The sequence below is a fragment of the Streptomyces melanosporofaciens genome, assembly GCF_900105695.1.
Taxonomy (GTDB): domain Bacteria; phylum Actinomycetota; class Actinomycetes; order Streptomycetales; family Streptomycetaceae; genus Streptomyces; species Streptomyces antimycoticus.
This window is the reverse complement of record NZ_FNST01000002.1, coordinates 10069237-10094574: the sequence shown is the minus strand read 5'-3', so window position 1 is coordinate 10094574 and position 25338 is coordinate 10069237. Positions and strand designations below refer to the sequence as shown.

General features: G+C 69.6%; 24 protein-coding genes and 1 pseudogene. 8 read left to right on the top strand and 17 right to left on the bottom strand.

Going from position 1 to position 25338, the window contains the following annotated elements:
• Positions 1-26: 26 nt before the first annotated feature.
• The 5 genes from BLV72_RS45545 to BLV72_RS45525 form a co-directional block, all read right to left on the bottom strand.
• On the bottom strand, positions 27-2765 hold the full coding sequence (locus BLV72_RS45545; RefSeq protein WP_093469881.1) for a non-ribosomal peptide synthetase: 2739 nt from the start codon (positions 2763-2765) through the stop codon (positions 27-29).
• A 250-nt stretch (positions 2766-3015) separates the two neighbouring features.
• The gene (locus BLV72_RS45540) at positions 3016-4185 is read right to left on the bottom strand and encodes an ATP-grasp domain-containing protein (RefSeq protein WP_093469878.1); all 1170 of its coding nucleotides are present in this window, start codon (positions 4183-4185) and stop codon (positions 3016-3018) included.
• Positions 4186-4565: 380 nt separating this feature from the next.
• Positions 4566-5336 (bottom strand): SDR family NAD(P)-dependent oxidoreductase, encoded by a 771-nt coding sequence (locus BLV72_RS45535; protein WP_093469875.1) that lies wholly within the window; start codon positions 5334-5336, stop codon positions 4566-4568.
• Positions 5311-6843: an MFS transporter gene (locus BLV72_RS45530; RefSeq protein WP_244321343.1), complete on the bottom strand. Its 1533-nt coding sequence runs from the start codon at positions 6841-6843 to the stop codon at positions 5311-5313. The genes BLV72_RS45535 and BLV72_RS45530 overlap by 26 nt, the downstream gene beginning before the upstream one ends.
• Before the next feature lie 112 nt (positions 6844-6955).
• A complete protein-coding gene (locus BLV72_RS45525; RefSeq protein WP_093469874.1) occupies positions 6956-7225 on the bottom strand; it encodes an Atu4866 domain-containing protein in 270 nt (89 codons plus the stop codon).
• A 132-nt stretch (positions 7226-7357) separates the two neighbouring features.
• Between BLV72_RS45525 and BLV72_RS45520 the strand changes: the two genes are divergently transcribed.
• Positions 7358-8209: a helix-turn-helix transcriptional regulator gene (locus BLV72_RS45520; protein WP_167746542.1), complete on the top strand. Its 852-nt coding sequence runs from the start codon at positions 7358-7360 to the stop codon at positions 8207-8209.
• An 82-nt stretch (positions 8210-8291) separates the two neighbouring features.
• Here the strand turns inward: BLV72_RS45520 and gap are convergent, their stop codons facing one another.
• Positions 8292-9290 (bottom strand): type I glyceraldehyde-3-phosphate dehydrogenase, encoded by a 999-nt coding sequence (gene gap, locus BLV72_RS45515; protein ID WP_093469872.1) that lies wholly within the window; start codon positions 9288-9290, stop codon positions 8292-8294.
• Positions 9291-9411: 121 nt separating this feature from the next.
• A complete protein-coding gene (locus tag BLV72_RS45510; RefSeq protein ID WP_093470917.1) occupies positions 9412-10359 on the bottom strand; it encodes a GlxA family transcriptional regulator in 948 nt (315 codons plus the stop codon).
• A gap of 1035 nt (positions 10360-11394) precedes the next feature.
• Here BLV72_RS45510 and BLV72_RS45505 point away from each other — a divergent pair.
• Positions 11395-12135, top strand: a complete 741-nt coding sequence (locus tag BLV72_RS45505; protein ID WP_093469869.1) for a class I SAM-dependent methyltransferase — start codon at positions 11395-11397, stop codon at positions 12133-12135.
• A 119-nt stretch (positions 12136-12254) separates the two neighbouring features.
• On the opposite strand, the gene BLV72_RS45500 is transcribed toward BLV72_RS45505, so the two are convergent.
• The 5 genes and pseudogenes from BLV72_RS45500 to BLV72_RS45480 all read right to left on the bottom strand — a co-directional run bounded on the left by BLV72_RS45500 (position 12255) and on the right by BLV72_RS45480 (position 16025).
• Positions 12255-13130, bottom strand: coding sequence for an NAD-dependent epimerase/dehydratase family protein (locus BLV72_RS45500; protein WP_093469867.1), 876 nt, complete (start codon positions 13128-13130; stop codon positions 12255-12257).
• Between the two features lie 11 nt (positions 13131-13141).
• Positions 13142-13264, bottom strand: a pseudogene (locus tag BLV72_RS45495) (SDR family oxidoreductase); the annotation flags it as partial.
• Positions 13265-13269: 5 nt separating this feature from the next.
• On the bottom strand, positions 13270-13425 hold the full coding sequence (locus tag BLV72_RS48565) for a hypothetical protein (protein WP_167746541.1): 156 nt from the start codon (positions 13423-13425) through the stop codon (positions 13270-13272).
• A 105-nt stretch (positions 13426-13530) separates the two neighbouring features.
• On the bottom strand, positions 13531-14058 hold the full coding sequence (locus BLV72_RS45485; RefSeq protein WP_093469863.1) for a MarR family winged helix-turn-helix transcriptional regulator: 528 nt from the start codon (positions 14056-14058) through the stop codon (positions 13531-13533).
• Complete coding sequence (locus BLV72_RS45480) at positions 14055-16025, bottom strand: MFS transporter (protein ID WP_093469861.1); 1971 nt, start codon at positions 16023-16025, stop codon at positions 14055-14057. The genes BLV72_RS45485 and BLV72_RS45480 overlap by 4 nt, the downstream gene beginning before the upstream one ends.
• Positions 16026-16308: 283 nt before the next feature.
• On the opposite strand from BLV72_RS45480, the gene BLV72_RS51335 reads away from it, so the two are divergent.
• Together BLV72_RS51335 and BLV72_RS45470 are read left to right on the top strand one after the other, a co-directional pair.
• Positions 16309-16431, top strand: coding sequence for a hypothetical protein (locus tag BLV72_RS51335; protein WP_280143049.1), 123 nt, complete (start codon positions 16309-16311; stop codon positions 16429-16431).
• 107 nt (positions 16432-16538) lie between these two features.
• The gene (locus BLV72_RS45470; protein WP_093469856.1) at positions 16539-16964 is read left to right on the top strand and encodes a VOC family protein; all 426 of its coding nucleotides are present in this window, start codon (positions 16539-16541) and stop codon (positions 16962-16964) included.
• Positions 16965-17161: 197 nt separating this feature from the next.
• Here the strand turns inward: BLV72_RS45470 and BLV72_RS45465 are convergent, their stop codons facing one another.
• Positions 17162-17512, bottom strand: a complete 351-nt coding sequence (locus BLV72_RS45465) for a winged helix-turn-helix transcriptional regulator (protein ID WP_059149443.1) — start codon at positions 17510-17512, stop codon at positions 17162-17164.
• 61 nt (positions 17513-17573) lie between these two features.
• On the opposite strand from BLV72_RS45465, the gene BLV72_RS45460 reads away from it, so the two are divergent.
• Positions 17574-18467, top strand: a complete 894-nt coding sequence (locus tag BLV72_RS45460; RefSeq protein WP_093469853.1) for an NAD(P)-dependent oxidoreductase — start codon at positions 17574-17576, stop codon at positions 18465-18467.
• A 99-nt stretch (positions 18468-18566) separates the two neighbouring features.
• Here the strand turns inward: BLV72_RS45460 and tpg are convergent, their stop codons facing one another.
• The 3 genes from tpg to BLV72_RS45445 all read right to left on the bottom strand — a co-directional run bounded on the left by tpg (position 18567) and on the right by BLV72_RS45445 (position 21752).
• The gene (gene tpg, locus BLV72_RS45455; protein ID WP_093469851.1) at positions 18567-19121 is read right to left on the bottom strand and encodes a telomere-protecting terminal protein Tpg; all 555 of its coding nucleotides are present in this window, start codon (positions 19119-19121) and stop codon (positions 18567-18569) included.
• A gap of 5 nt (positions 19122-19126) precedes the next feature.
• Positions 19127-21343, bottom strand: coding sequence for a telomere-associated protein Tap (gene tap, locus BLV72_RS45450; RefSeq protein WP_093469848.1), 2217 nt, complete (start codon positions 21341-21343; stop codon positions 19127-19129).
• Between the two features lie 199 nt (positions 21344-21542).
• The gene (locus BLV72_RS45445) at positions 21543-21752 is read right to left on the bottom strand and encodes a hypothetical protein (protein ID WP_228052485.1); all 210 of its coding nucleotides are present in this window, start codon (positions 21750-21752) and stop codon (positions 21543-21545) included.
• Between the two features lie 548 nt (positions 21753-22300).
• On the opposite strand from BLV72_RS45445, the gene BLV72_RS45440 reads away from it, so the two are divergent.
• Entirely contained in the window at positions 22301-22723 is a 423-nt protein-coding gene (locus tag BLV72_RS45440) for a spore-associated protein A (RefSeq protein ID WP_093469845.1), read from the top strand.
• A gap of 100 nt (positions 22724-22823) precedes the next feature.
• Here BLV72_RS45440 and BLV72_RS45435 read toward each other — a convergent pair whose 3' ends face one another.
• Positions 22824-23315 (bottom strand): FBP domain-containing protein, encoded by a 492-nt coding sequence (locus tag BLV72_RS45435; RefSeq protein ID WP_093469842.1) that lies wholly within the window; start codon positions 23313-23315, stop codon positions 22824-22826.
• A 71-nt stretch (positions 23316-23386) separates the two neighbouring features.
• On the opposite strand from BLV72_RS45435, the gene BLV72_RS45430 reads away from it, so the two are divergent.
• Complete coding sequence (locus BLV72_RS45430; RefSeq protein ID WP_093469840.1) at positions 23387-23956, top strand: TetR/AcrR family transcriptional regulator; 570 nt, start codon at positions 23387-23389, stop codon at positions 23954-23956.
• A 144-nt stretch (positions 23957-24100) separates the two neighbouring features.
• Complete coding sequence (locus tag BLV72_RS45425; protein ID WP_093469838.1) at positions 24101-25288, top strand: GDSL-type esterase/lipase family protein; 1188 nt, start codon at positions 24101-24103, stop codon at positions 25286-25288.
• Positions 25289-25338 lie beyond the last annotated feature (50 nt).

Genomic DNA, 25338 nt, shown 5'->3' with positions numbered 1-25338 from the left:
GTGTCAGCGGTTGCCTTCTGCCCGTCTCAGCCGAGCGCGCGGGCCAGTTCCTGCCGCAGAATCGCCTGGAAGGTCTGCACATGCTGCGGGCTCATCAGGGTGTAGTGCTCCCCGTCGACCTCGATGTAGGTGTTGGGGTGACGAGTGAACTGGTCCCAGTGGCTGAGCTGGCCCTCCAGCCATTCCTCTTTGGTGCCGCGCAGCGGGGTGCAGTAGAAGACCTTCACCTGGCCGACCGAGCCCGACGGTTCGTAGGTGCGGCCCAGGTGCACCATGCTCTGCGCGAGGTGCACCCAGGCGGTGAACCGTTCGACGGACAGGTCCAGTTCGATCAAGCGCCGCTTGGGCGCGTGGTCGATCAGACAGGCCAGCTGATCGGCCTCGGGCAGGGGGCGGAGGGTGGTGGTCAGCCGCTCGATGTCGGAGGCGTCGATCAGTTCGAGGAACAGCGCCAGGTTGATCGCGCCGTCGGTGAAGGTGATCTCGTTCATGCGGTCGGAGATCCGCGGCGGCAGGTTGAAGACACCCACGAAGTCGACCTGGTCGCCGTCGGCTTCCAACCGCTTGGCGATCTCGAACGCCACCGCCCCGCCGTAGGAGTAACCCGCGACGGCGTAGGGGCCGCTGGGCTGCGCCCGCCGGATGGCCGCCACATAGGTGGAGACCATGTCGGCGAACGACTCGAAGTGGGTCTCGCCCTCCCCGAAGCCACGGGCCCGCAGTGCGTAGAAGGGCCGCTCGCCGGTGAAGTACTTGGCGAGGTTGACGAACACCAGCACCTCCCCCAGGCCGGGATGGACGCAGAAGAGTGGCGTCCCGTCTCCGGTGACCTGCAGTGGCACCAGCGGATCGTAGGTGGCGTCTCCGGTGGCGCCCTGCCCGGCGGTCAGGCGGCCGGCCAGCGCTCGTACGGCCGGGGCCTGCAGGAGCGTGGACATCGGCACATCCTCGATGCCGAACTCGGTCTGGATCTCCAGCTTGAGGCGCAATACGTCCAGCGAGGTTCCGCCCAGATCGAAGAAGCTGGCGGTCGACGACACCGTCGTGGTGTCCAGGACGCGTGCGTAGATGGCGGCCAGTGCGGTCTCGACATCGCCCTCCGGGGCCACGTGGCCGCCGAGGAACCGGGTGCTCACCTCGTCCGACCGACGGGCCGCCTCGTCCAGGCTCCCGTCCTCGACGGCCGTGCGCAGCCGCGACCGCTGGATCTTGCCGAGGTTGCCACGCGGGATCTCGTCCTCGGTGACGGGGAGGATCAGCTGAGGACGGAATCCCCAGTGCATCACCGTGGAGCTGCGGATCGCCACGATGGCCCGGTACACCGCGGTCTCGTCCGCGGCGCCGCCGGCCGGCACGAACGCGATGGCGAGCTGTTCGGTGTCGGCGCCCTCGGGGCGTATCGGGAACGCGGCGACCTGCCCGCGCTTCACCCCGTCCAGCTCGTCCAGGACCGCTTCCAGGTCGTGGCTGTAGTAGTTGACACCGCTGACGATGATGGAGTCCTTGCTGCGGCCGACCAGCATCAACCGGCCCTCGGAGTCCAGGTGGCCCAGGTCTCCGGTGCGGAACCAGCCGTCGGGCGTGAACGCCTGTGCGGTGGCCCGGTCGTTGCCGAAGTAGCCGTCGGAGACCATCGGGCCGTGCAGCTGCACCTCCCCCGGCTCGGCCGATCCGGGCTGGTCGGTGGCGGCCAGCACCTTGCCGTCGTCGTCGGTGATGCGAATCCGCAGGCCCCGCACCGGGCGACCCAGCGGGGGAAACTCCGTCTCCAGGTCACGGATGGCGAAGTCGCGGTTGAACACGCTGCCCGCACATGTCTCGGTCATCCCGAACGCGGGCACGATCACGTCTCCGCGCAACCCGTAGGGGGAGAGCGTGTCCAGGAACGCCCGTACGGTGGCGGTCACGGTGGCCTCACCGCCGGAGATGATGTGCCGCACGTGTGACAGGTCCACCTCCTGCCGCGAGGCGGGACGCCCGGCGAGGGCCTGGTTGATCTGCCCGAACAGGAAGTTTGGGGTGAACGTCACGCGCACCCGATGGGCCGTGAGCAGCCGGAGGAACTCCACGGGGTCCGCCAGCACCGTGGCCGGCGTCGTCATGACCTGGCCGGCGCCGTTGAACATCGGCAGCAGATGCGCCTCGATGGCGGCGATGTGATCGACCGAGATCCAGTTCAACGAGGCGTCGTCGGGCCCGAGTTCCAGCGCCCCCGCCTTACCGGCCTGGGCCGCCAGCAGATTGGCGTGGGTGAGCCTGACCGCCTTGCTCGATCCGGTGGACCCGGAGGTGAGCATCAGCAGCGCGAGATCGTCCGGCGCGGGCACATGGTGCTGATCGGGCCCGGCCACGGCATGGCTCAGCTCCTCGACCGTCACGCTCCGCAGCCCGATGTCGGGCAGGTCCCCGTGGGCCGTCTTGGACAGGACCACCAACGGGTCGCCCAGGAGAGTGCGCAGATGCTCAAGCTGAGCCTGCCACCGGGAGGGGTCGGCCGGCGGTGCGATCGGGCAGGGCACGGCGCCGGCCAGTACACACCCCCAGAAGGCGCGGAAGAAGGGCTCCGGATCGTTGGCCGCGATGAGTACCCGGTCGCCGGGGGCGGTGCCGCGGTCGCGCAGCCCCTGCGCGATCCGGCAGGCGCACTCCCGCAACTCCGCGTAGGAGAGGAACGGGCCGCCGATGAAGACAACGCCTCGAGTCGTGTCGGATGCCGCGCGCTCGAGCAGCTGCGGGAGTGTCGAGGCATGACGTTGATGCGGCATGGGGGAAGTCCTCCGATCAGAAGGGACGGAAAACCATGGCGAGCGGAGCTTGGGGGCGCGCCGCGCCGCAGAAAGGCAACCGGAGTCGGGTTCGCACATGGACGCCGACGGGGGTGCGGATTCTGGGCGGGGGACGGTTGAATGCGGCTGGGCGGAGCTTGGCGCCTTCAGCACGCGTGATCGAGACGACGCGATTCCGTTGATGCCGGGTCATCCCCGGCCGGTGGCTCGGTCCGGACTGGCCGGAAGGTCAGATGGAGCCAACCTCGTTGAATCGCACGATGTCCTCGATGGTCTTCTGCAGTTTCAGCTCATCCGGGTCGGATAAGATGGCCTGCCCCACGCGGCCATACGGCCCGATCGGCGCATCGGGCGATGAATCGTAATCGATCTCGTCGAAAAGGAAGTTGCGCTCAAAATCCCTTTGGGTCACATTGCAGCCGGTGGGGCGGCGCAGCAGAATGTATCCATAGAAGCGCTCCGGCGCACTGTGGCCCCGCAGGGCTCCAGCAGCCGCCTCCCCCAGCGCGAGGCTGATTTCGACGTCAAAGAGATCGACGCCGAAGGTCAACTTGTTGACCTGAGGGGACAGCGCCCCCGGGAGGCGGATGGCACACTCGCCGAAGGTCAGTCCCTCTTCTTCCATGAACGCTTCCAGATGGAATACGCAATCAGGTGCGTTCAGGCTGCCGAGTGCTTCCCTCGCGAGCGTCTCCGCCTGCTGGAACAAAGGCGAATGCCGCCCCCTGTCCAGGACGTACGCGGACAGGATGCCGCCCTGTGCGGCCGTGAGCGGTGAGGTGTGGTAGCTGCTCATGGACGACCACTGGAGGTCTCCGTTTTCCCACACGCCGTCGAGGTAGACCTCGGGGGCGTCCACGAAGGACTCGGCGACGATCTCGACATCCGACTGACCGGAGAACAGCGCCAGGGCCTGTGCGTACTCCTCCGGAGAACGGATGATGTTCGTACGGAGAGCGCCGGCTCCGGTCGCCGGTTTGACCACGAAGACTTCTCCCAGGTCATCGGCGAGGTCCGTGAACGTCGTACCGATGGACACATGCCGGCAGCGCGCTCGCTTCACCCGGGACGGCAGCTCGCTCTTCTGGAGATACTTGTCCCGGAAGTAGAGGGCGGTCTTTGAATCCGTGTTCCCGGGAAGGTTCAGCTGCTGCCGCAGATAGGTTGCCCCGAAGACGCCCATTTCATGGACGCTCAGCACCCCTGCCACATCGTCAAGACGCGCGGAGAGCACCGCTCGGAATATCTCCTGGGCGTTCTCCATGTCGGCGACCCGAATGGACCTCCGGCCCTTCGGCGGGCTCGCGGGCGCCTGGACGATATAGAAGGGATCCACGTCTCGGCGCCGCAGTGCCTGATCGAGATCGTCTCTATATCCGATAACAATCATCGTTGGCATTGGCGCCTCCCCGTTACGGCTAGCCAAAACTTGAAGAAGTCATTTGCCGTACTGCCGCCCGATATGGATTCGGGTGGTCCCGTGGATCGGTGTTGTCTCGCGATGAGCTACTTCGTCGAGGCCAGCACCGATGCATCGTTTCACAGGGATACGAAAATGTGATCCATTGCGGATGAGCTTGTGATGCAAGTCACAAGTTGCGCAATGGAGTTGAAATGGAATTGCTCGTTCCATTCGTGTTCGCGCAGCGCATTCACCATACCGGTCATGCCTCATATAGCACTACATAGAGAAATTGGGACCGGCCGTACAGTGCCGCAATGGCGGGTGGGCGCTTACGCCGCTGCCGCTGCGTAAGCGCCCACGTGCGGGGCCGCCGCTCAGATCGCGGTGAAGCCGCCGTCCGCCGCGACCACGGCGCCCGTGACGAAGCTGGAGCGCGGCGAGACGAGGAAGCAGAGCACTTCTGCGATCTCCTCGGGCTGGGCCACCCGGCCGAGCGGCTGGGCGGCGGCGAAGGACGCCAGATACGCACGGCTGTCGGACCGGAAAGTGTCGAGGAAGTCCGTCTCGATAACACCCGCGGCCACGATGTTCGCCCGGATCCCCAGCGGCCCGCCCTCGACGGCCAGGACCTTGGTGAGCTGAGCCAGGGCACCCTTGGAGGCGCTGTAGGCGGCGCCCTGGGGCAGTGCGACGGTGCATGTGTAGGAACCCGTGCTCACGATGGCTCCTCCACCACCGTTTTCCCTCATCGCGCGGAACGCCTCACGGGAGAAGAGGAACGACCCCCGGGCGTTGACCGCCATCACGGTGTCCCAGTCCTCCGTCGTCGTCTCCGTGATCGGCTTGTTGAGGGTGCGTCCGGCGTTGTTGACCAGGATGTCCAGACCGCCGAAGGCATCGACGGCCGCCCGCACCGCGCGGTGGGCGGTCGCCTCCTCCGTGATGTCGGCGACCAGGGGGTGAACGCCCGGGAAGTCCTCGGCCAGTTCCCTCACCTCGTGGCGCTGGTCGACGGCGACGATCCGTGCGCCGCGGCGGTGCAGAAGCCGGACGGTCTCCTTGCCGACCCCGCGTGCCGCCCCGGTGACCAGGGCGATTTTGCCCGTGAACTCCCGGGAATCAGCGGGATGCGTGGGTGTCGTCATGGTGCAGTCCTTCGTCGATGCCACCGCGGGAAGCGGCGGTGGCGGGGAGGGTGGTGTGCTCTCGGGCGTCGCGGATGAGCGTGGTGGCGGCCAGACCCGCGAGTACGCCGCCGACGATGACCGCGATGGCCGGGACGTATCCGGCCAGCGGATCGGTGCCGTTCGCCCGCTGACCGGCGTCGGCCACCGCGGTGACGACGGCCAGCACAACGGCACCGCCGATCTGCATGGAGGTGTTGAGCAGCGCCCCGGCGAGGCCCTGGTCCCGATCGGGTACACCGGTGACGGCGCTCATGTTCAGGGCGGGGAACGTGGCGGCGGTGCCGAGGCCGTTGAGGACCATGACGGGCAGGACCACGGAGACGAACGAGGAGTCGGGTCCGATCCGGAAGAGCATCGCGTACGACGCGGCCAGCAGCAGCATTCCGGCCGCGATCATGCGGTGGGCGCCGAACCGGGCCGTGAGACGCCCCGCGAAGGGCGCCACCGCACCGTTGACCAGGCCGAGGGGGACAAAGGCACCGGCCGTCTCCAGGGGTGTCCAGCCCAGCACGTTCTGCAGATAGAGAGTGGCGAGGAACGCGAAGGAGGTGTACGCGCCCCACATCGCGAAGATCGTCAGGTTGGCGCCCACGCTCTGGCGGCGGGTGAGGAAGGACAGGGGCACCAGGGGTGTGTCGGCCCTGCCCTCGATGCGCACGAACAGAGCGAGCAGTATGGCGGTGGCCGCGAACAGGGCGATGGTGCGCGCCGAGGTCCAGCCGTGCTCCGGCGCCTGTGCGATGGCGTAGACACACAGGAGAAGCCCGCCGGTGACGGTCAGCGCCCCGGCGACATCGACCCTGCCCCGCCCGGCCGACGGCGGGTCCGGCGGCAGCAGACGGCTTCCCGCGATGAGCGCGGCCACCGCGATGGGCACCGGCAGAGCGAACACCAGCCGCCAGGAGACCTCGGTGAGCACACCGCCGAGCACCAGGCCACCGACGAATCCGCAGGCGCCCGCGGTGGCGTACCAGCCCAGGGCTCTGCCGCGCTCGGGGCCCTCCGGCCAGTTGGTGGTGATCAAGGACAGTGCCGCCGGGGCGAGGAACCCGGCGGCCACGCCCTTGACCAGCCGGGCCACGATGAGCAGCCCGCCACTGGGAGCGATCGCCCCCGCCACGCTGACCACCGCGAACACACCGACGGCCGCCAGGAAGGTGCGCCGGCGGCCGAGCAGGTCGGCCGCCCTGCCGCCCAGCAGCAGGAAACCGCCGTAGCCGAGGGCGTACGCGGACATCACCCACTGCAGGGACGCCGGTGACATGCCGAGGTCGTCCTGGATGGCGGGCAGGGCGACACCCACATCGGACAGGTCGATGGCGTCCATGAAGTGTGCGGCGCACAGCGTCAGCAGGGCGAGCGCGCCGGGCGTCGCACCGACGGGCCCGGTGGGTCGGGAACCGGTCCGGCCTTCGCCGCCCGGTGGGGTCTGTGCCGAGAGGGGGCCGCTGGCCTCCTGCGTCATGCTCTTGCTCTCTCTTTCGATGGGGGTCGCCCGAGCCGAGCCCGTGGTTCGGGGTCCGTGATCCGGGGTCCGTGGTTCGAGGTCCGTGGTTCGGTCCGTGGTTCGGGGTCCGTCAGGAGTCGGGCCGCTCGCGGTACAGCACCAGGTGCTCGTGGTAGAGCACGCCGTCGCGTACGTCACCCGTCGCGGTGAAGCCGGTGTCGTCGACGTAGTCGATATGGCGGCCCGTGACGGAGTAGCGGCCGGTGTACGCGCTGGCACGCCTGCCACGCGCCTCGTCGTACCGGCCGTCCGCACGCAGCTCCTGGCGGATGTGGCCGTCTGCGGTGACCCACATGCCGACGACGTCGATGTCCGGGGCGTCCGCCGAATCCGTGGTCATGGCAAACCTCTCGTTGGTGGGGTTGTCCTGCGCCACCGAGTCTGGGCAGTGCCCAAGAGGTCAACCAGGACGCCTTCTGCCTGGGTGCGGCACACCCAGGCACCTGGTCGGGGCGCCACGTAGCCTGAGGTCATGGCTGACAACGACCTGGGAGATTTCCTGCGAAGCAGCAGGTCGGGGCTACGGCCCGAAGAGGTGGGGATGGCGAGCTACGGCACCCGCCGCGTTCCCGGGCTGCGCCGCGAGGAGGTCGCGGTGCTCGCCGGCATCAACGCCGACTACTACACCCGCCTGGAACAGGGCCGGGAGCGCCGCCCCTCCCCGCAGGTGCTCGACGCGCTCAGCCGTGCGCTGCGCCTCGACGACGACGCCCGGGGCCATCTGTACCGGCTCGCCGGCACGGTGCCCGACGACCCCGCCGTCCGCGTGCCCGACCAGGTGAGCCCCGGGTTGCGGCAGCTGATGGACGGCTATCCGCACACGCCTGCCTTCGTGCTCAACCGGACCCTGGACATGCTCGCCACCAACGCGCTGGCCGACGCCCTCTACTCACCGTTCCATCCGGCGGACAACCTGGCCCGTATGGCCTTCGCGGACCCCGCGGGCCGCACCTTCTACCAGGACTGGGACCGGGCGGCGCAGGCCACCGTGGCGAATCTACGCCAGGCGGCGGGCTACGAACCGCACAACCCACGGCTGCACTGGCTCGTGGACACGCTCACCGAGAACAGCGCGGACTTCGCCCGCCTGTGGGGCAGCCACACCGTGCGCGGCAAGACCCAGGAGGCCAAGCGGTTCCTGCACCCCGACGTCGGCCCCCTCACCCTCAGCTACCAGGCGTTCGATGTGAGAGAGGCCCCGGGCCAGCAACTCGTCATCTACCACGCGGAGCCCGGCACCAGCAGCGCGGAAGCCCTGCATCTGCTCGGCTCCATCCACGCGACGCGCACCCGGCCCTCCCCGCACGGCGCGGACCGTACCTGAACACGTGGCCGGGCACACGCACACGCCTCAAGGGTGAGGGGCCGGTCGATGCCGGCCCCTCACGGTCAGTCAGTTTGCGTGTTCAGCCGCGCGCGAGCAGTTCGAGCGTGTCGATGACGCGGTTCGAGAAGCCCCACTCGTTGTCGTACCAGGCCACCACCTTGATGTGCTTGCCCTCGACACGGGTGAGGGCGGCGTCGAAGATCGACGAAGCCGGGCGGCGGGTGATGTCACTGGAGACGAGCGGCTCGTCGGAGTACTCCAGGATGCCCTTGAGCTTGCCGTCGGCGGCGGCACGGTAGGCCGCGAGCACCTCGTCGCGGCTGACCTCCCGGGAGACCGCGGTGTTCAGCTCCACGATCGAGCCCACCGGGACCGGCACCCGGATCGAGTCGCCCGACAGCTTGCCGTCGAGGTTCGGCAGCACCAGGCCGATGGCCTTGGCGGCCCCGGTGGTGGTGGGCACGATGTTCACCCCGGCGGCGCGGGCACGGCGCAGGTCGCGGTGCGGGCCGTCCTGGAGGTTCTGCTCCTGGGTGTAGGCGTGCACCGTGGTCATGAAGCCGTGCTCGATACCGGCCAGGTCGTCCAGTACGGACGCCAGCGGAGCCAGTGCGTTCGTGGTGCACGAGGCGTTCGAGACGATCACGTGCTCGGCGGGGTCGTAGGCGTCGGTGTTCACGCCATAGGCGAGCGTCACATCGGCGCCCGCGGACGGGGCGCTCACCAGCACACGTTGGGCACCGGCCCGCAGGTGTGCGCGGGCGGCATCCGCCGCGGTGAACCGGCCGGTGGATTCGAGGACGATGCCCACGCCGAGCTCGGCCCACGGCAAGTTGGCGGGCTCGCGCTCGGCGAGCACCTTGATGCGGCGGCCGTCGACCACGAGGTCGGTTCCGTCGACCTCGACGGAGCGGCCGAAGGGGCCGAGCGCGCTGTCGTACTTGAGCAGATGCGCGAGGGACTCGGGGGCGGTGAGGTCGTTGACGGCGACCACTTCGAGATCGCTGTCGCGCTCCAGCAGGGCGCGGAGGGTGTTGCGTCCGATGCGGCCGAATCCATTGACGGCGATGCGGGTCATGGAGGTTCCTTTCGTTCCACCCCCATCGTCGGCATCCGGATCCGGGGTCGACAGCGGCCTGAACGCCACCGTACGCAAGGATCCCGCCAGCACGCATGTGCGGGCACGCCATTCGGGAACCTCAGGCCGAAAAGGTGTGGCGGTACTCCGTCGGGGAGGTGCCGAGAATGCGGTGGAAGTGCAGACGCAGGTTCGCGCCGGTGCCGAGGCCGACTCGGTCGGCGATCTGCTCCACACCCAGATCGGTGCGTTCGAGCAGCTCGCGTGCCAGGTCCACCCGCGCCCTGAGCACCCATTGCATCGGCGTGTAGCCGGTGTCCTCCACGAACCGCCGCGAGAAGGTGCGCGCCGACACCCGCGCGTTGCGGGCGAGCGCTTCGAGGGTCAGCGGTTCGGCGAGGTGCGCCAGGGCCCACTCCCGTGTGCTCGCGAACAGGTCGCCGAGCGGTTCGGGCACACTCCGGGGCACGTACTGCGCCTGGCCACCGCTGCGGTACGGCGCCGCCACCAGCCGCCTGGCCACGTGGTTGGAGAGCCCGACGCCCTGGTCGCGCCGCACCAGGTGCAGGCACAGGTCGATGCCGGATGCCGCGCCCGCCGAGGTGAGCACATCGCCCTCGTCCACGAACAGCACGTTCTCGTCCACCCGCACCAGCGGATGCCTCTCGGCGAGCGCCTTGGTGTAGTGCCAGTGGGTGGTCGCCCGCTTGCCGTCGAGCAGGCCCGTCGCGGCCAGCGCGAACGCTCCCGTCGAGATGGCCGCGAGCCGGGTTCCGCGCTCGTGGGCCGCCATGAGCGCGCTGACGACCGCCGCCGGCGGTTCCGTGGTCGCCGGCTCCCGATAGCCGGGGATGAAAACGGTGTCGGCGTGCTCGAACGCCTCGAGCCCCTCGGCCACGTGATACGAGAGCCCGTCGCCGCCGGTCACCAGTCCGGGCGCGGCGCCGCACACCCGCACCTCGTACGGCATGCTCGGCCGGTTGGAGAACACCTGCGCGGGGATGCCGACGTCGAGCGGTTTGGCGCCCTCGAGCACGAGCACGGCGACATGGTGGTTCTTCCGGCTCATCGGGCTCCTTCGGCTCTCCCGCGATCGAACGGGCCTCCGCTCACACCCGTTGACCTCGATGACGACTACCGCAGACATCCTGCCACCGGCCGCCCGGGCATCTCGCCGTCCAGCACCCAGCTCAGGTCGTGCTCGGTGTGTTCCCGCGACCGGGCGCTGAGCTGGTCGCCGATCCACATCTTGGTGGGCCGTGGCACCCTCGGATGGGCGACAAGTGCTTCCAGATCCTGGCGGGTTGCCGCGTACGACCCGGCGGATCGCGCAGCTCACCAGCCCCAGCGCGTACCGCTTCGGAAAGACCACGTGGTCGGCGTCGTCCTCCGGGCCGGGCTCCTTGAGGTGCTCCCACAGTGTCCGGTACACGGCCGGAGAACCGTGGTCGAAGACGCTGTCCATCGCGCCACGGAGCGCCTTCGCGAGGTGGTTCTCCGCGGCGCGGCCCTGCTGGCAGGCCACGGCCGCGCCGATGACCCGGATCAGCAGCTCGGCGGCGGGTGCCGCGCCGTGTGCGGTGCTGAGCCGGCGCACCAGCTGGCCGAGCCCGCTGATCAGCCCGGCGTCGGTCGGTGGCGCGAAGGCCAGGTCGAGGGCCGTGGTGAGGGCCGATGGGGTGAGGGGGCCGGACTCGCAGGCGGCGTGGAGCAGGGCCTTGCGGGCGGCGTTCCGGGTACTGGCCGATGCGTCGTCGAGGCGGGGGATGTCTCCCGCGGCGTCGAACACCAGCTCCGAGAGGAAGGTGTGTGCCGTGGCGTACTGGGCGGGTTCGCGCGCGGCGATGGTTCCCACCAGCCCGAGGAAGGCCGCCCGGGTCTTCTGATCGGAGAAGGTGCCGTACCGCGGCAGGAGTTGTGCCAGGTCGGGCACGGGGAGAGTGCCGACCGACACGGAGCACTCCCAGAGCGTGAGTGCCTGGCGCTGCCGGGCTGAGGCGCCTCCTCGCTCACTCCAGGAGCACAGGGCCGCTGCCCGGGGGATCCCCGGGCCCCGGGGCAAAAAAAGTGGACATCGCGTCCCCCTGCGGTGAATGGTGACGGTATGAACCAGGAGGAGATCTGGGACGTCGACGCCGCCCAGCGCTATGACACGCCCGGCACGGGCATGTTCGCGCCGGAGATCCTGCAGCCGGCCGTGGACCGGCTGGCTGAGCTCGCGGGCGGCGGAGCGGCGCTCGAATTCGCCATCGGCACCGGCCGGGTGGCCGTCCCACTCGCCGAACGAGGGGTCCCTGTCACCGGGATCGAGCTGTCGCTTCCGATGATCCGTCAACTGCGTACCAGAGCGGACGAAGCGACGATCCCCGTGATCGTGGGCGACATGGCGACTTCCGTGGCTCCCGGGGAGTACACACTCGTCTATCTCGTCTACAACACCATCTCCAACCTGCTCACCCAAGCCGAGCAGGTGGAGTGCTTCCGCAACGCCGCCCGCCACCTCGGGCCCGGTGGCAGGTTCGTGATCGAACTCTGGGTGCCCGAGCTGCGCAAGCTCCCGCCGGGCCAGACGGCCACCGTCTGGCAAACCGAGCCCGGCTATATCGGGCTGGACACCTACGACGTACTGCGCCAGCACGTCGTCTCGCACCACTTCCGGTTCGACGACAGCAAGCAGGCTCGGCTGGCCCGCAGTCCGCACCGGTACATCTGGCCGGCCGAACTCGACCTCATGGCTCAGCTGGCCGGATTCGAGCTGGAGACCAGGCATGCGGACTGGACCGGCGCCGAATTCACCGCCGAGTCGCGCTCTCATGTCTCCGTCTACCGCATCCCGCCGAACTGAGCGTGCGGAGCGGGTGGGGTCGATCGCTTCCTCGGTACGGGAGTTGCGCCCCGAGTCGGCCCGGAGCGGTTACCTCTTCGTGGGCGTGTTCTTCATGGTCGCCGCGCTCGTGCAAGCGGTCAGGGCGGTGACCCAGCACCAACCGGCCGCCCACGCCCTGATGACGGCAGTCTCCTGTCCCACAACAGGAGGCTGCCGGGTTGCTGCGGTGCATGGCGAAGGGCACCGAACTGCCCCCAGATGTCGGCCGCCTCTGCTTCGTCGACGCTGCGTGCGCCGCATCCCACGTCGTCGGCCACCCGCTCCGCGATCCACCGGTTCGCGGTCTCACCCGCCACGGCGTGGTAGAGCGCTCCGGAGGTTCCCCTTGCCAAGGCCAGCCCGAACACGCGGGTGACGTCGTCGACATGGACGTGGCTATAGGTGTTCAGACCCTCGCCGACGTAGCAGGCCGCTCCCATCGCACCCACCGACCGGTAGACCATCGACACATGCCCGTGGTCCGCTGTCCCCCAGAACAGACCGGGGCGGATGACCCACGTGCGGATGCCGTGCGCGGCAGCGGCCAGCACCTTGTCCTCGACGGCTTTGCGCGCGGTGGCCTGGGGTTCGACGGTGAAGGGATCGTCCTCGGCGAAACTGTCCTGGCTCCAGGCGCCCGCGGTGCGCTGGAGAAACACACCGCTGCCGGAGAGGAACACCAGTGTCCGTCCGCTGCCGGCCAGGGCCTGGATCAGCTCGTCGAGGGTCGCGGTTTCCTGGGCCGGGTCTGCCTGGGCCGCGTAGATGACGGTGTCGGCGAGGCGTGCCGCGCTGATCGTCTCGGGCCGCCGCGTCTCCAGGTCACCCGCGACCGGGGTGATGCCTTGGGCCTCGAGAGCAATGGCCGCGGCCTCCGCGCGGGCCAGGCCGGTGATGTGATGCCCCGCGCCCGCGAGAGGGCGGGCGACGGCTCCGCCGACGAAGCCGGTGGCGCCGATGATGAAGACCTCCATGATGGTTGCCTTCAGCCCGGCAGCGTGCTGATCTCGCCGCCGTCGGCGAAGAGGATCGCGCCGTTGATGTAGCTGCTTGCGGGACTGGCGAGAAAGGCGACGATCTCGGCGATCTCATGTGGCTCACCCACCCGGCGCGTCAGCTGATCACCGCAGGCCCGACCCCCGCGACCGGCGGACGCGCCAAGTGCTGATCACCGAAGAGGGGCGCGCCCACCTCGAGCGCGCCCAGCACCACCTCTCCCTCGCCGAGGCGCGCCTGCTCGCCGATCTCGATGAGCACGACGCACGGCAACTGCGCCTTCTTCTGACACGCGTCGCCAAAACCGCTCAGCGCGAAGCGCTGGCCCCGAGGCCGACTGCTGAGGCGGCCCGAGGCGCCTCGCTGCGTCGTCCAGTACTACGAGCTCGTGGACGGGTTCGTGGAGTCGGCCAGGGACTCCAGGGCGGGCAGCGCGGTGTACAGCGCGCGCTGCTCCTCGGGGCTCAGCGTCTCGATCCGCGCGGCGAGCCGGGCGGCGGCCTCGTGGCGCACGGTGTGGAGGAGTTGACGGCCGGGGTCGGTGAGCGCGATCAGGCTGGCTCGGCGGTCCTCGGGGTCGGGGGTGCGCTCGATCCAGCCGGAGGCATCGAGCAGATCGACCATGCGGGACGTGGTCGGCAGGGCAATGCCCAGCCGGGTCGCGAGGGCGCTGATGCGCATCGGGCCGTGGGTGTCGAGCGCTCCAAGGGCCGCCTGGCGGCTGGGGGTGAGATCGCCGTGTTCGCCCCGGGTGCCCCGCAGGCCGGGGAGCAGATGCTGGAGGGCGGTACGGAGCCGTTCGGCCAACTCCGCCGATTCCGGAACGGCGGGACTCGGGGTGTTGGCGCCTGAGGTGGCAGGGCCTGGGCCGGTGGGGCCCGGGTCGCTGCGGTCGAGCGCGGTCATCTCGGCTCCTCGGGTGGTGGTCCCGTTCCTCCGCCGGGTGACGACTGGGGTGGCGACGGAGGTGGTGACGGAGGCGGGTGCGGTGGCCCGGACTTCGGCGGGGGCGGCTGCCGGGGCGCGGGCGCCGGGTGGCGGCAAGTGTCCGCGACGTCCTCCTCGACGTCCTTGCTACTCGCGGTGTCAGCGGCGCCCGCGGTGCGGTCCCGGGCAGCCGCCACCCCCGCCGGGGCAACCGGCTTCGGCCCGCCCTTGTGCACATACCGCCCGCCGCGCAGCAGCGATGCCACGGCGGCCACCAGACAGGCCGCGATGGCGAAGTCGAACGCGGCGGACAGGCCCTGGGAGAACGGCGGGGAGATCAGCGCCGGGAAGAAGCCGCGCCCGGTGAGATAGGCCGCGTGGTGGGCGGGCAGATGGTCGAGCACCTGCGGTCCGAGCAGAGTTCTGACCGGGTTGTAGCCGAGCAGCGAGGCGAAGAGCACCCCGACCGGCGGCAGGGCGGCGACCCTGGCCGCGTCGGAGGCCGGGACCCCTTCCGCGGTCAGGCCGTGGGTGAGGGCGCCGGGGAGCGAACTGGCGAGCCCGGCGATCATCAAGGAGAAGAAGATGCCGATGGACAGGACGGTGGCCGAGTTCTGGAAGGTGGTGCTGATTCCGGCGCCCACCCCGCGCTGGTCGGGCGGCAGGCTGTTCATGATGGCCGCTCGGTTCGGCGAGCTGAACAAGCCCATGGCGATCCCGTTGACCAGCAGGATCGCGGCGAACACCGGATAGCCGAAGTCCACCGGCAGCTCCTCCAGCGCCACGAAGGTGGCGGCGGCCAGCAGCATCCCGCCGGTGGTGAAGGTACGGGCACCGAATCGATCGGAGGCCCAGCCGGAGAACGGTCCCGCGATCAGGAACCCGATGGTCAGCGGCAGCATATAGATGCCCGCCCACAGCGGGGTCTCCTCGAAGCCGTAGCCGTGGCGGGGCAGCCAGATGCCCTGCAACCAGATGATCAGGATGAACATCAGGCCACCGCGTCCCAGTGCCGCGAGCAGACTGGCCACGTTCCCGGCGGTGAACGCGCGGATACGGAACAGACCCAGGTGGAACATGGGCTGCGCGACCCGGTTCTCGATCACGCAGAACAGGCCCAGTACCGCCACTCCCCCGGTGATCGCGGCGATCACCCAGGGGTTGCCCCAGCCCATGGTGTGACCGGCGTAGGGCTGGATGCCGTAGGTGATGCCGGACAGCACGGCGATCAGGCCGATGGCGAAGGTGATATTGCCCCACCAGTCCAGCCGGGCCGGGGTGCGCACACCGGTGTCCCGCAGCTTCAGATACGCCCAGACCGTGCCGAACAGCCCGATGGGGACCGAGACCAGGAACACCAGGTGCCAGTCGAGTGGGCCGAGCAGCCCGCCCAGGATCAGTCCGATGAAGGACCCGGCGATCCCCGCCACCTGGTTCAGCCCCAGGGCGAGACCGCGTTGATCGGCGGGGAAGGCGTCGGTGAGGATGGCGTTGGAGTTGGCCATCAGCATGGCGCCGCCCACGCCCTGCAGCACCCGCATCCCGATCAGCCACAGTGCGCCGGAGGTGCCGTGCAGCCAGGTCACGGAGAGCAGCACGGAGAACAGGGTGAAGACCGCGAACCCCAGGTTGTACATCCGCACCCGGCCGTACATGTCCCCCAGCCGTCCGAAGCTCACCACGAGCACGGCGGTGACCACCATGTAGCTCATGATCAGCCACAGCAGCAGGCTGGTGTTCCCGGGGCGCAGCGGATCCACGCCGATGCCTCGGAAGATGTCCGGGAGCGCGATCAGCATGATCGAGATGTTGATCGTCGCGATGAGGACGCCGAGCGTGGTGTTGGACAGGGCGATCCACTTGTACCGCGGCCCCGGGCCGCCATCGCCGTAGGACGGAAGGGCCCCCTCAGCTCCGGCCCTGCGCCGCTCGGTCGTCCAACCCATCGAGCATCACTCCCGTCGGGAGTTGGTTGCTTGACATCAACCAAGCTAATCCCGATATGCCCTTTCGCCAAGTGGGGTCGGGCTGAGCACGTAGCGACCGGCCCAGGCGGCGAGCACGGTGGCTACGTACCGCGTGTCGGCCGGGTCGGTAAGCAGGTGGTTGGCTCCGTCGAGGGACGCACCGCGTCCTCGTCCAGCTGGTCGGCCCCGCCCCCGTCCGCGAATGCCTCGCCCTGGCCACCGCCGAGTCCAACCGCTGCACCTACTGCTTGTCCGCGCACACTTGCCCACGACCTCGGCGATTTCGGCGTCGGTGCTCGCCCTCAACATCCTGACCAACTACTTCAACATCGTTGCCGACACCGACAACGAATTCCCCCTCGTCACGCCGCACCAGGCCGCCTGACGCCCTCAGCCGTGCAGGCCGCCCCTCCCTTGACAGCCACGGCTCACTGGCCCAAGGACCGGCACGGCCTCCGCTCCTCCGGCCCCCGCTCACGGCACAGTGGTGGCATGAACGCAGACGACAGAAGCACCCTGGCCCGCGGGCGTGTGGCGACCAGGCTTCCGGCCCAGGACCTCGATCGGGCGCGGCGTTTCTATTCCGAGCAGCTCGGTATGGAGCCGGTCGACGAACGGCCCTGTGGGTTGCTGTATCGCTGCGGAGAGGCGGAGTTCGTGCTCTTCCGGTCGACGGGATCCTCCCCCGGCACATTCACTCAGATGGCGTGGGAAGTCGACGACATCGAGACAGCGGTGAGGGAGCTCCGACGACGCGGCGTGGTGTTCGAGGACGTCGACGTGGCGGGGTTTCGGACGACGGAGGGGATCGCCGAGATCGAGGGGAACTACCCCAGCAAGGGTGCGCGGGGTGAGCGCGGGGCCTGGTTCCGTGACAGCGAGGGGAATTTGCTGGGCATCGGCCAGTTGGTCATGTGACCGGAACGCACCTGGGCCTCCCCCGAAGGCCCACCGCCCGGGTGCGTGGCCATCCGCACACAGTCCCGCCGCTTACCCGCCGTCCGTCCGCCGTACCCACTTTTTTGTGGGTACTTGGCAGCGACGGACGACCGGGCGAATCTTGTTGCGGGCGGTCGGAGGGCCGCCGGATCGGATGAGACGGAGGTGGCGGTGCGTCAGGGGCCCGACTGGGCCTCGGCCAGCTTCTCCAAGCGGCGATGGCCCCAATCGGACAGAGGGGCCAGCGCCTCGGAGAGGTCGCGGCCGAACGCGGTCAGGGAGTACACGGTCTTCAGGGGCAGCACATCGTGTACGTCCCGGTGCACCAGCCCGTCCGTCTCCATCTCACGGAGCGCCTGAGTCAGGACCTTCTCGCTGAGGCCCGGCAGCCGCCGGCGCAGCTCGCCGGGGCGATGCGGTCCGGACTCCAGTGCCCAGAGCAGGGCGGTCTTCCACTTGCCGTCGATCACGACGATCGCGGCGGTCACTCCGCAGACATTCGTGTCCTGAGCACGACTGCGTGTCATCTTCGCTCGATTTCCCTTGAGTTGTCAGTTACGCGTATATCCGTATGGGAGTTGAAGTTTCATGTCTACGCACTCCGAACATTCTGCCGTCACCGTGCTCGGTCTGGGGCCGATGGGCCGCGCCCTGGCCGGTGCGTTCCTGGACGCCGGGCTGCGGACCACGGTCTGGAACCGGACGCCGGGCAGGGATGGGGAGCTGATCGAGCGGGGGGCGGTCAGTGCGCGATCGGCGGAAGAGGCCGTCGCCGCAAGCCAGTTGACCGTGGTCTGCGTGGTGAACTACGACGCCTCGGACGCGATCCTGCGGCGCGACGGGGTCACCGACGCGCTCAAGGGACGCACCGTGGTGAACCTGTCCGCGGACACTCCGGACCGGGCCCGGGACACCTCGGACTGGGCGGCCGGGCATGGCATCCGGTACCTCGACGGTGCGATCATGACGCCGATCAACACCATCGGAGCGCCTTCCGCGGTGTTCATCTACAGCGGCCCGGCGGAGCTCTACGAGGAGCACCGGCCCGTGTTGGACACGCTGGGCGGTACCCACACCCATCTCAGTGAGGAGATCGGCCGGGCGGCGGCCTACGACATCGCGCTGCTCGACATCTTCTGGACGGCGATGGCGGGCTATGCGCACGCCCTGGCGGTGGCGCGGGCGGAGGGAATCAGCGCTCGGGAGTTGGCGCCCTTCGCCCAGGGCATCGGTGCGATCCTCCCGCCGCTCTTCCAGGAGACCGCGGAGGAAGTGGAGCGCGGCACCTTCTCCGGTGAAGACAACCCGATCACCTCGGGGGCGTCGACCATGTCCCATATCGTCCACACTTCCGAGAGCCATGGCATCGACGCGGGCGTGATGCGCGCGGCCGAAGGCATGGCCCGCCGCGCCATCGGGCTGGGCCATGGCACGGACGGGTTCATCCGCGTCGCCGAAATGCTGGGCCGCGGCGGTAAGTGAAGGGGGCTGGTGCAGCCACCGCGGGTGGGAGTTGGATATCGTCGCCGGCCGCTGAGCAGGTCGATCCGGCCCGGGCACCCGGGCGCGTCATCCCGCTCCTTACAGGTCGACCTCGATGTAGTCGATATCGGTGAACTCCACCAGCAGGCCCTGGGCGCGGCGGCCGCGGTCCTTGAAGTAGATCTCCTGCAGGCCCTCGGCCGCGATGTCGAGCAGTTGCTGTTCGGGGGCGCCCTGTTCCTGGGCGTCGAAGAGGCGGGCGGCGTACTGCGGTGGCAGCGCCTGGGTGATGTGGCGCAACCGGGCGTCGTCGGTGGTGCCGGGGGCGGCGGTGTAGCCGAAGCGGGCGCGGGTGTCGAGGACGATGCCACCGGTGGTGGCGGCCTGCTTCTTGGCCCTGGCGCGGATCTGCGGCTGCCAGCGCTTTCTCACCTCTCGGTCCATCCGGGTGGCGAGGGACTTGCGGGGTTGTTTGAGCTGGTCCTTGACGTACCGCTCGACGGTGCGCTGGGAGATGCCGAGCAGGTCGGCCACCGGCCGGGTGCCCTTGAGCTGCCTGACCAGATAGCGCATCTGCGCACCGGCCGACTTGGGGACGGGGCGGGTGAAGGTGCCTTCCACCGCCTTGTCCAGGCTCTCCGCGAGCTTGCCCATCGTCTCTACTCTCCGTTGTCCGGGGCGGTGACGTGGCCGTCCTTGATGTACCGGGCGAGGTTGAGGCCATCGCCGTGCTCCTCGCGCACGCCCTCGGCCCACAAGGTGGTCTGGGTGCCTTCGTGCTTGACCATCCCCGGGCTCACGCCGATCCGGAAGCCGCCCGGCAGCGGTTTGCCGTCCTGGTGGGGCAGGAAGTCCAGCGGGCTGGGCCCGTCGGAGGGGTAGACGGCGCAGTCGGAGAGGACGGCCACCGGGTACTGGCCGGTGGCCGCCGCCGTCTTGAGCATCTTGCGGTGCATATTGACCCGCGCCTTGGAGATGACCGCGGCGCGGATGTCGGGCCGCCAGGTCGGGCGCCGGAGCGCGGGCCAGGGCTGACCCGGGCGCCAGCCACCGCCACGGGGGCGTTCGCGCAGCTTGCCGATGCCGCCCTTGACGGTTGCCTTGATCGCGGAGAGGACGATCGCCGGCTGCGGATCGGCCCGCCGGTGGCCGTCCATCGCGGTCAGGAACTCCTGCGGTCCCATGCCGGCGGTGACCCCCAGGTCGGCCATGGTGGCGATATAGGCGTCCCGCAGCCGGGTGTACCAGGCGTCCAGGTAGCGGCCGTTGTCCGGGCGGAGGTACGCCTCGACGGGGGCGACGCCGTAACCGAGTTCGGCGGCGTAGGCGACGGTCGGCGTGGCGTACCAGGCGGGTCCCGTCGGCCGCTCCCCGGTCGGGGTGAAGGGGCTCGGCAGGCGCGGATCCAGTTCGACGTGGGAGAGGTCCACCAGCCATGAGCCGGGGATCTTCGGGTCGAACGGCGGCTGCTTGGCGTGCACGGGCTCGCCGAGGCCGAAGACCGTGCCGTTGGCGGCCGCGGCGAAGGCCATGTTGACGTCGATGCCCACCACGTAGCGCTTGGCGCACTCGTCGTCGGTGAGCGGGCGCGCCCAGTCGTATGCCTCCTCCACCAGCACCTCGTCAGGGGTGCGCTGGTGGAAGCGTGGCAGGTGTGCCAGGAGTGGATGGCCGTCCGGGGCCTCGGGCGGGGCGCACTCCACCGGCTGGGTGCCCAGCGAGCCGGGGTTGTGCTCGCTGTGCCGCCGGCCACCGCTGTCCGGCTCACCGGCGCGGGTGGGCGGGTGCAGAGCGGTCATCAGCTCCAGGCCGGTGACGGCGGTGGAGCCGCAGGGGGTCATGACGCGGTCGGCGTAGGTGCCCAGCAGATGCGCCAGATCGGCGGGCGGCAACTGCGCGGCCTCGCCCCAGGAGCGCGTATCGAGGGCCTCCCAGCCCAGGACGCACAGCTGGACGCAGGCGCGCCGCGAGCCCTCGGCGGGGCGGTAGATGCGCGCCCACGGGCCGAGCCCGCGCCGGGTGAGCCGCCAGTCGGCCCGCTCCAGTTCCTTGAGGACCTTGTGGCCCTCGGGCAGTCTCCCGGCCCGCCGTTCCTCGTCGGTCAGCCGGGCCGGGAGGCCGAAGCGCACCGCGGCAGCGTCGGTGAGCACCAGAACGGGGTCGGCGTCCCTGCCGTTGCGGTTCAGCCGCGGTGCGCCCAGCCGCGCCTCGGTCAGAGTCCACTCCACCAGAGACGGGAGGGACTTGGCCGGGATGTCCAGGACCAGGCCGCCGGCGCAGTACGCCCAGACCTGGCCGTCCACGACATCCACGACCGCCAGCGGGCCGTGGGCGAAGCGTGGGTCCACGACATGGTTGGCGGCGGGGATGGCGGTGGTGGTCCCGGCCGCCCCCGCCACCCGTGCCATCGCGTCCGGGCGCCGTGATGCGGACGGCCGGGGCGGACGGGCCCGCTGCGCCGGGGCCGTGGCGAGTTGCCGGGTCGTGTCCTGTGCGGCGGTCGCCCCGGGCCGCTGACTCCGCTCGGGGGAATGGCCCTGGCCCGGGGGCGGAGTCTGCGTCGGGGTGGGCTGGGCCGGCGGTGACGGCTCAGGAGCGGTGGGTGCCGAGCCCGCCGCTGGGGCGGGGAAGCGGGCGGCCAGGCCCTTCAGAAGCCGGGCGTACGCGGCACGCTTCGGCTGCCGTGGCTCGGTCTTGCCGGATTCCCAGTTGCCCACCGCTTCCCGGCGGATGTCCAGCGCCTTGGCGATCCCGGCCTGGCTCAGCCCCGCGGCCTCACGCAGCCTCTTGCGCTCCGCGGGTGCCGGCAGATCGTCCTGGGCGACCTGCTCCAGCAGCGCGTCGACAGCGCTGAACAACTCGTCTTCAGCGGGCACAGGGCTCACCTCCGGGCAAACCCTATCCCCATCGCTCTCCGCAACGCACACGTCATCGCGCGTTCGATCACTCCTGTCGCGAACGCGGTGGGAGTGCGGAGGCTGGGGCCGTTCCGGGCCGGAGAGTTCCGGCCCGAAGGGATCGCAGGGTCGGCCGAAAGGCACGGCCGACCCTGCGATCAAGGCGAAGACAAGCTGATCAATCGTCAACACACTTGGGGTACTTCGAACCCCGGTTGCAGTCGTGATAGTCGTACTTGCTGACGCGGAACTTCTTCTCGTCGCCGCCCTTGGCCGGATCGACGACCAAGTAGAACTTCTTTCCGTCCTTGACCTTGTCGGAGACCGTCCCGTCAGGGCCCCGGTCGAAATCCTGCGCGCAGCCGGCGAGCGAGGCAAAAGCGGTCATTACCAAAAGGGCGGCGGCAAGGCGACGCATAGGGGTGCTCCGATCAACTTGGGGACCGGCACAGTCTAAGAGAGACGCACCATCGCCAGAACCGCCGGGGACGCCCCCACCCAGCAACGACAGCCCGTCCGGCAAAAGCACCGAAGAAGCACCCGAAAACACCCTCATCCCCTCCACCAAAACCCCACACCACATGCCCGATCTACTCGCGTCGGCAACAGGAGGGGCTGCGGGGAGGTGAACGGACAGCATGCGCGGAACGCCGCTTCAGGGACACATGTTCCAAAGAGTTCGATATCCCTTCCACTGGTCGCCCGGTGGCCGACAGCTCCTTTTCGGCTGACGTTTCTTGCACGAGCAGTCCACTCCCGTCCCCGGATTGGCACCGGCGCGTAGCCCATGCCGCCGTTACGCGTCGGTGACAGTGCGGACAGACCCGTAACGGCACGGGGGGACAACTCACGGGCCGGGTGGCGGGTCGTAGTGACCGGGAAATCAACCCGCGGCACTTCACCGACAACACCGAACACCATACGAACGGGGAACCAATGACTCACCTCAAGCGCGCCCTGGCCATCGCGGCAGTGACCGGCGCCGGCGCTGTCGCCCTCATGGCGGCCGCGCCCGGGGCCTCCGCGACCGCCTCGCGCGTTGCGTACAACGGCGCCTGTGGCTCCGGCTATACGGTCGTCAACTCCACCGAGGTCGGGGACAAGGGCACGGCGTATCTCACCTACAGCTCCGCCACGGGCAAGAACTGCCTGGTCGCGATCCGGAACGTGGCCGGCGAGCCGGTGCCGATGACCATCTACCTCTCGCGGAGCGACACGGAGATCCACGACATCTACGACAGCGGCAACTACCGCTCCTACGCGGGACCGATCTATGTGAGCGCACGAGGAACCTGCGTGGACTGGTGGGGCTGGCTCGACGGTGTGCGCTTCGAGAAGGCCGAGACCAACTGCGGCTGACACGCGGCGGTTGACACCCGACCGACCGACCCGGTGCCCCGCACGCGATGGTGTGCGGGGCACCGCTCCGCGACCGGCGGTATGGGCCATGCGGTCACCTTTATGCGGTCACCTTGGCGAGGAACGCGGCCACGTTCGCCACCGTCCGCTGGACCTTCTCCTCCAGGGTGAGCGACTCCTGGGGCCGTGAGCCCGCGCCCGCGTCCTTCTTGCCCCGCACATAGAGCGAGCAGGCGAGGTCGCTGCATATGTAGTCGCCGACCGAGTTGCCCTGCTGTCTGGCCTTCCCCGCCTTCGGCGCGACCATCAGCGAGACGCCGCCCGTGTGGGCCGTCAGGCACATCGAGCACATGCTGCGCCGTACCTGCCAGGAGGCGGGGCCGGGGCAGCGCAGCGCGACGGCGATCGGGCGGGCGTCCAGTTCGGTGACCAGGTAGGCACGGTCGGGTGCCTGAGGATCTCGCCAGCCGAGGAAGTCCAGGTCATCCCAGGGCCGGTCGGCCAGGTCGCGTGGAACGGACAGGCGCTTCGCCTCGCCCTTGCTGCAGTTCACGAACGCGGCACGGATCTCTTGCTCAGTCAGCGGCTTCATAGAACGCAGGCTAATTTGCCTAAAGGTGTTAGGCAAATGCATAATCAGTTCTGCCGAAGGAGAGGAAGGGCATGGGACGGGCAGGACTGACCACGGAACGGCTGACCCAGGCGGGAGCGGAGCTGGCCGACGAGCTCGGCTTCGACCAGGTGACCGTCTCTGAGCTGGCCAGACGGTTCGACGTCAAGGTCGCGAGTCTCTACTCGCACCTGAAGAACGGCCATGACCTCAAGACCAGGATCGCCCTGCTCGCCCTGGAGGAGCTTGCCGACCGGGCCGCCGAGGCCCTGGCCGGGCGGGCCGGAAAGGACGCCCTGACCGCCTTCGCCAACGTCTACCGCGACTACGCCCGCGAGCATCCCGGCCGCTACGCCGCGGCCCAGCTCAGGCTCGACCCGGAAGCGGCGGCCGCCAGCGCCGGCGTCCGGCACTCACAGATGACGCGGGCGATCCTGCGCGGCTACGACCTCACCGAGCCGGACCAGACGCACGCGGTCCGGCTGCTGGGCAGCGTCTTCCACGGCTACGTCAGCCTCGAGTTGGCAGGCGGGTTCAGCCACAGCGCCCCCGACAGCGAGGAAAGCTGGTCGCGGACCCTGGACGCCCTCGACGCGCTGCTGCGGAACTGGCCCGCGCCCTGACGCGGTGGCACGGCAGCACTCAGCAGCGCGGCAGCGTTCCTGAGGCGGTCAGCCTCGCGGCGCATCGGCGTAGCCGATCCATCCGTCCGTCCGGCCGCCCCCACATCCATCCATCCACACATCTGTGATCAACAGGCTGGGACCATGCACACCACCGAACACGACTGGATCACCACGCCCATCACCGCGGACATCCTGCGGGGCGCCCTCGACCTGGAGCACACCGCGCACGGGGTGCTGCCGCACCGGCTGCCCGCCTGGGCCCGCGCCCAGTACGCCGACGGACAACTCGCCATGGCGGAGGCCCAGCCCTCCGGCGTACGGCTGGTCTTCCGGACCCCGGCCACCGCCGTCGAACTGGACACGCTGCCCACCAAGCGGGTCTACGCGGGCGCCCCGCCCCGCCCTGACGGCGTGTACGACCTGCTGGTCGACGGCCGCCTGGCCGGGCAGTCCGTGGTGACCGGCGGCAACACGCTGGCCATCGACCTGGCCACCGGGACGGCCGAGAGTCACCCGGGCCCGGTCGGCACCCTCCGCTTCTGCGACCTGCCCGGCGCCGTCAAGACCGTCGAGATCTGGCTGCCGCACAACGAGACCACCGAACTCGTCGCCCTGCGCACCGACGCCCCCATCGAGCCCATACCGGACCAGGGCCGCAAGGTGTGGCTGCACCACGGCAGTTCGATCAGCCACGGCTCCGACGCCGCTAGCCCCACCGGCATCTGGCCCGTGCTCGCCGCCTCCCTCGGCGGTGTGGAACTGATCAACCTGGGCCTGGGCGGCAGCGCGCTGCTCGACCCGTTCACCGCCCGCACGATGCGGGACACCCCCGCCGACCTGATCAGCATCAAGATCGGCATCAACCTGGTCAACGCCGATCTGATGCGGCTGCGCGCCTTCACCCCGGCGGTGCACGGCTTCCTCGACACGATCCGCGAGGGGCATCCCACCACGCCACTGCTGGTCGTCTCCGCCATCCTGTGCCCCATCCACGAGAACACGCCCGGCCCCGCAGCCTTCGACATGAGCGCGCTCAGCGCCGGAAAGCTGCGGTTCCAGGCCACCGGCGACCCCGCCGAGCGCGCCGCGGGGAAGCTGACGCTGCGCGTCATCCGGGAGGAGCTGTCCCGGATCGTGAAGCAGCGGGCGGCCGACGACCCCCACCTCCACTACCTCGACGGCCTCGATCTCTACGGCGAGGCCGACGCCGACGAGCTGCCGCTGCCCGACGAGCTCCACCCGGACGCCGCCACCCACCGCCGTATCGGGGAACGCTTCGCCGCGCTGGCCTTCGCCGACGGCGGTCCGTTCGGGCACCACAGCGCCTGACGCCGGGCTCCGGCCACCATGATGCTGGGCTCTGTCCGGTACGACGTCGG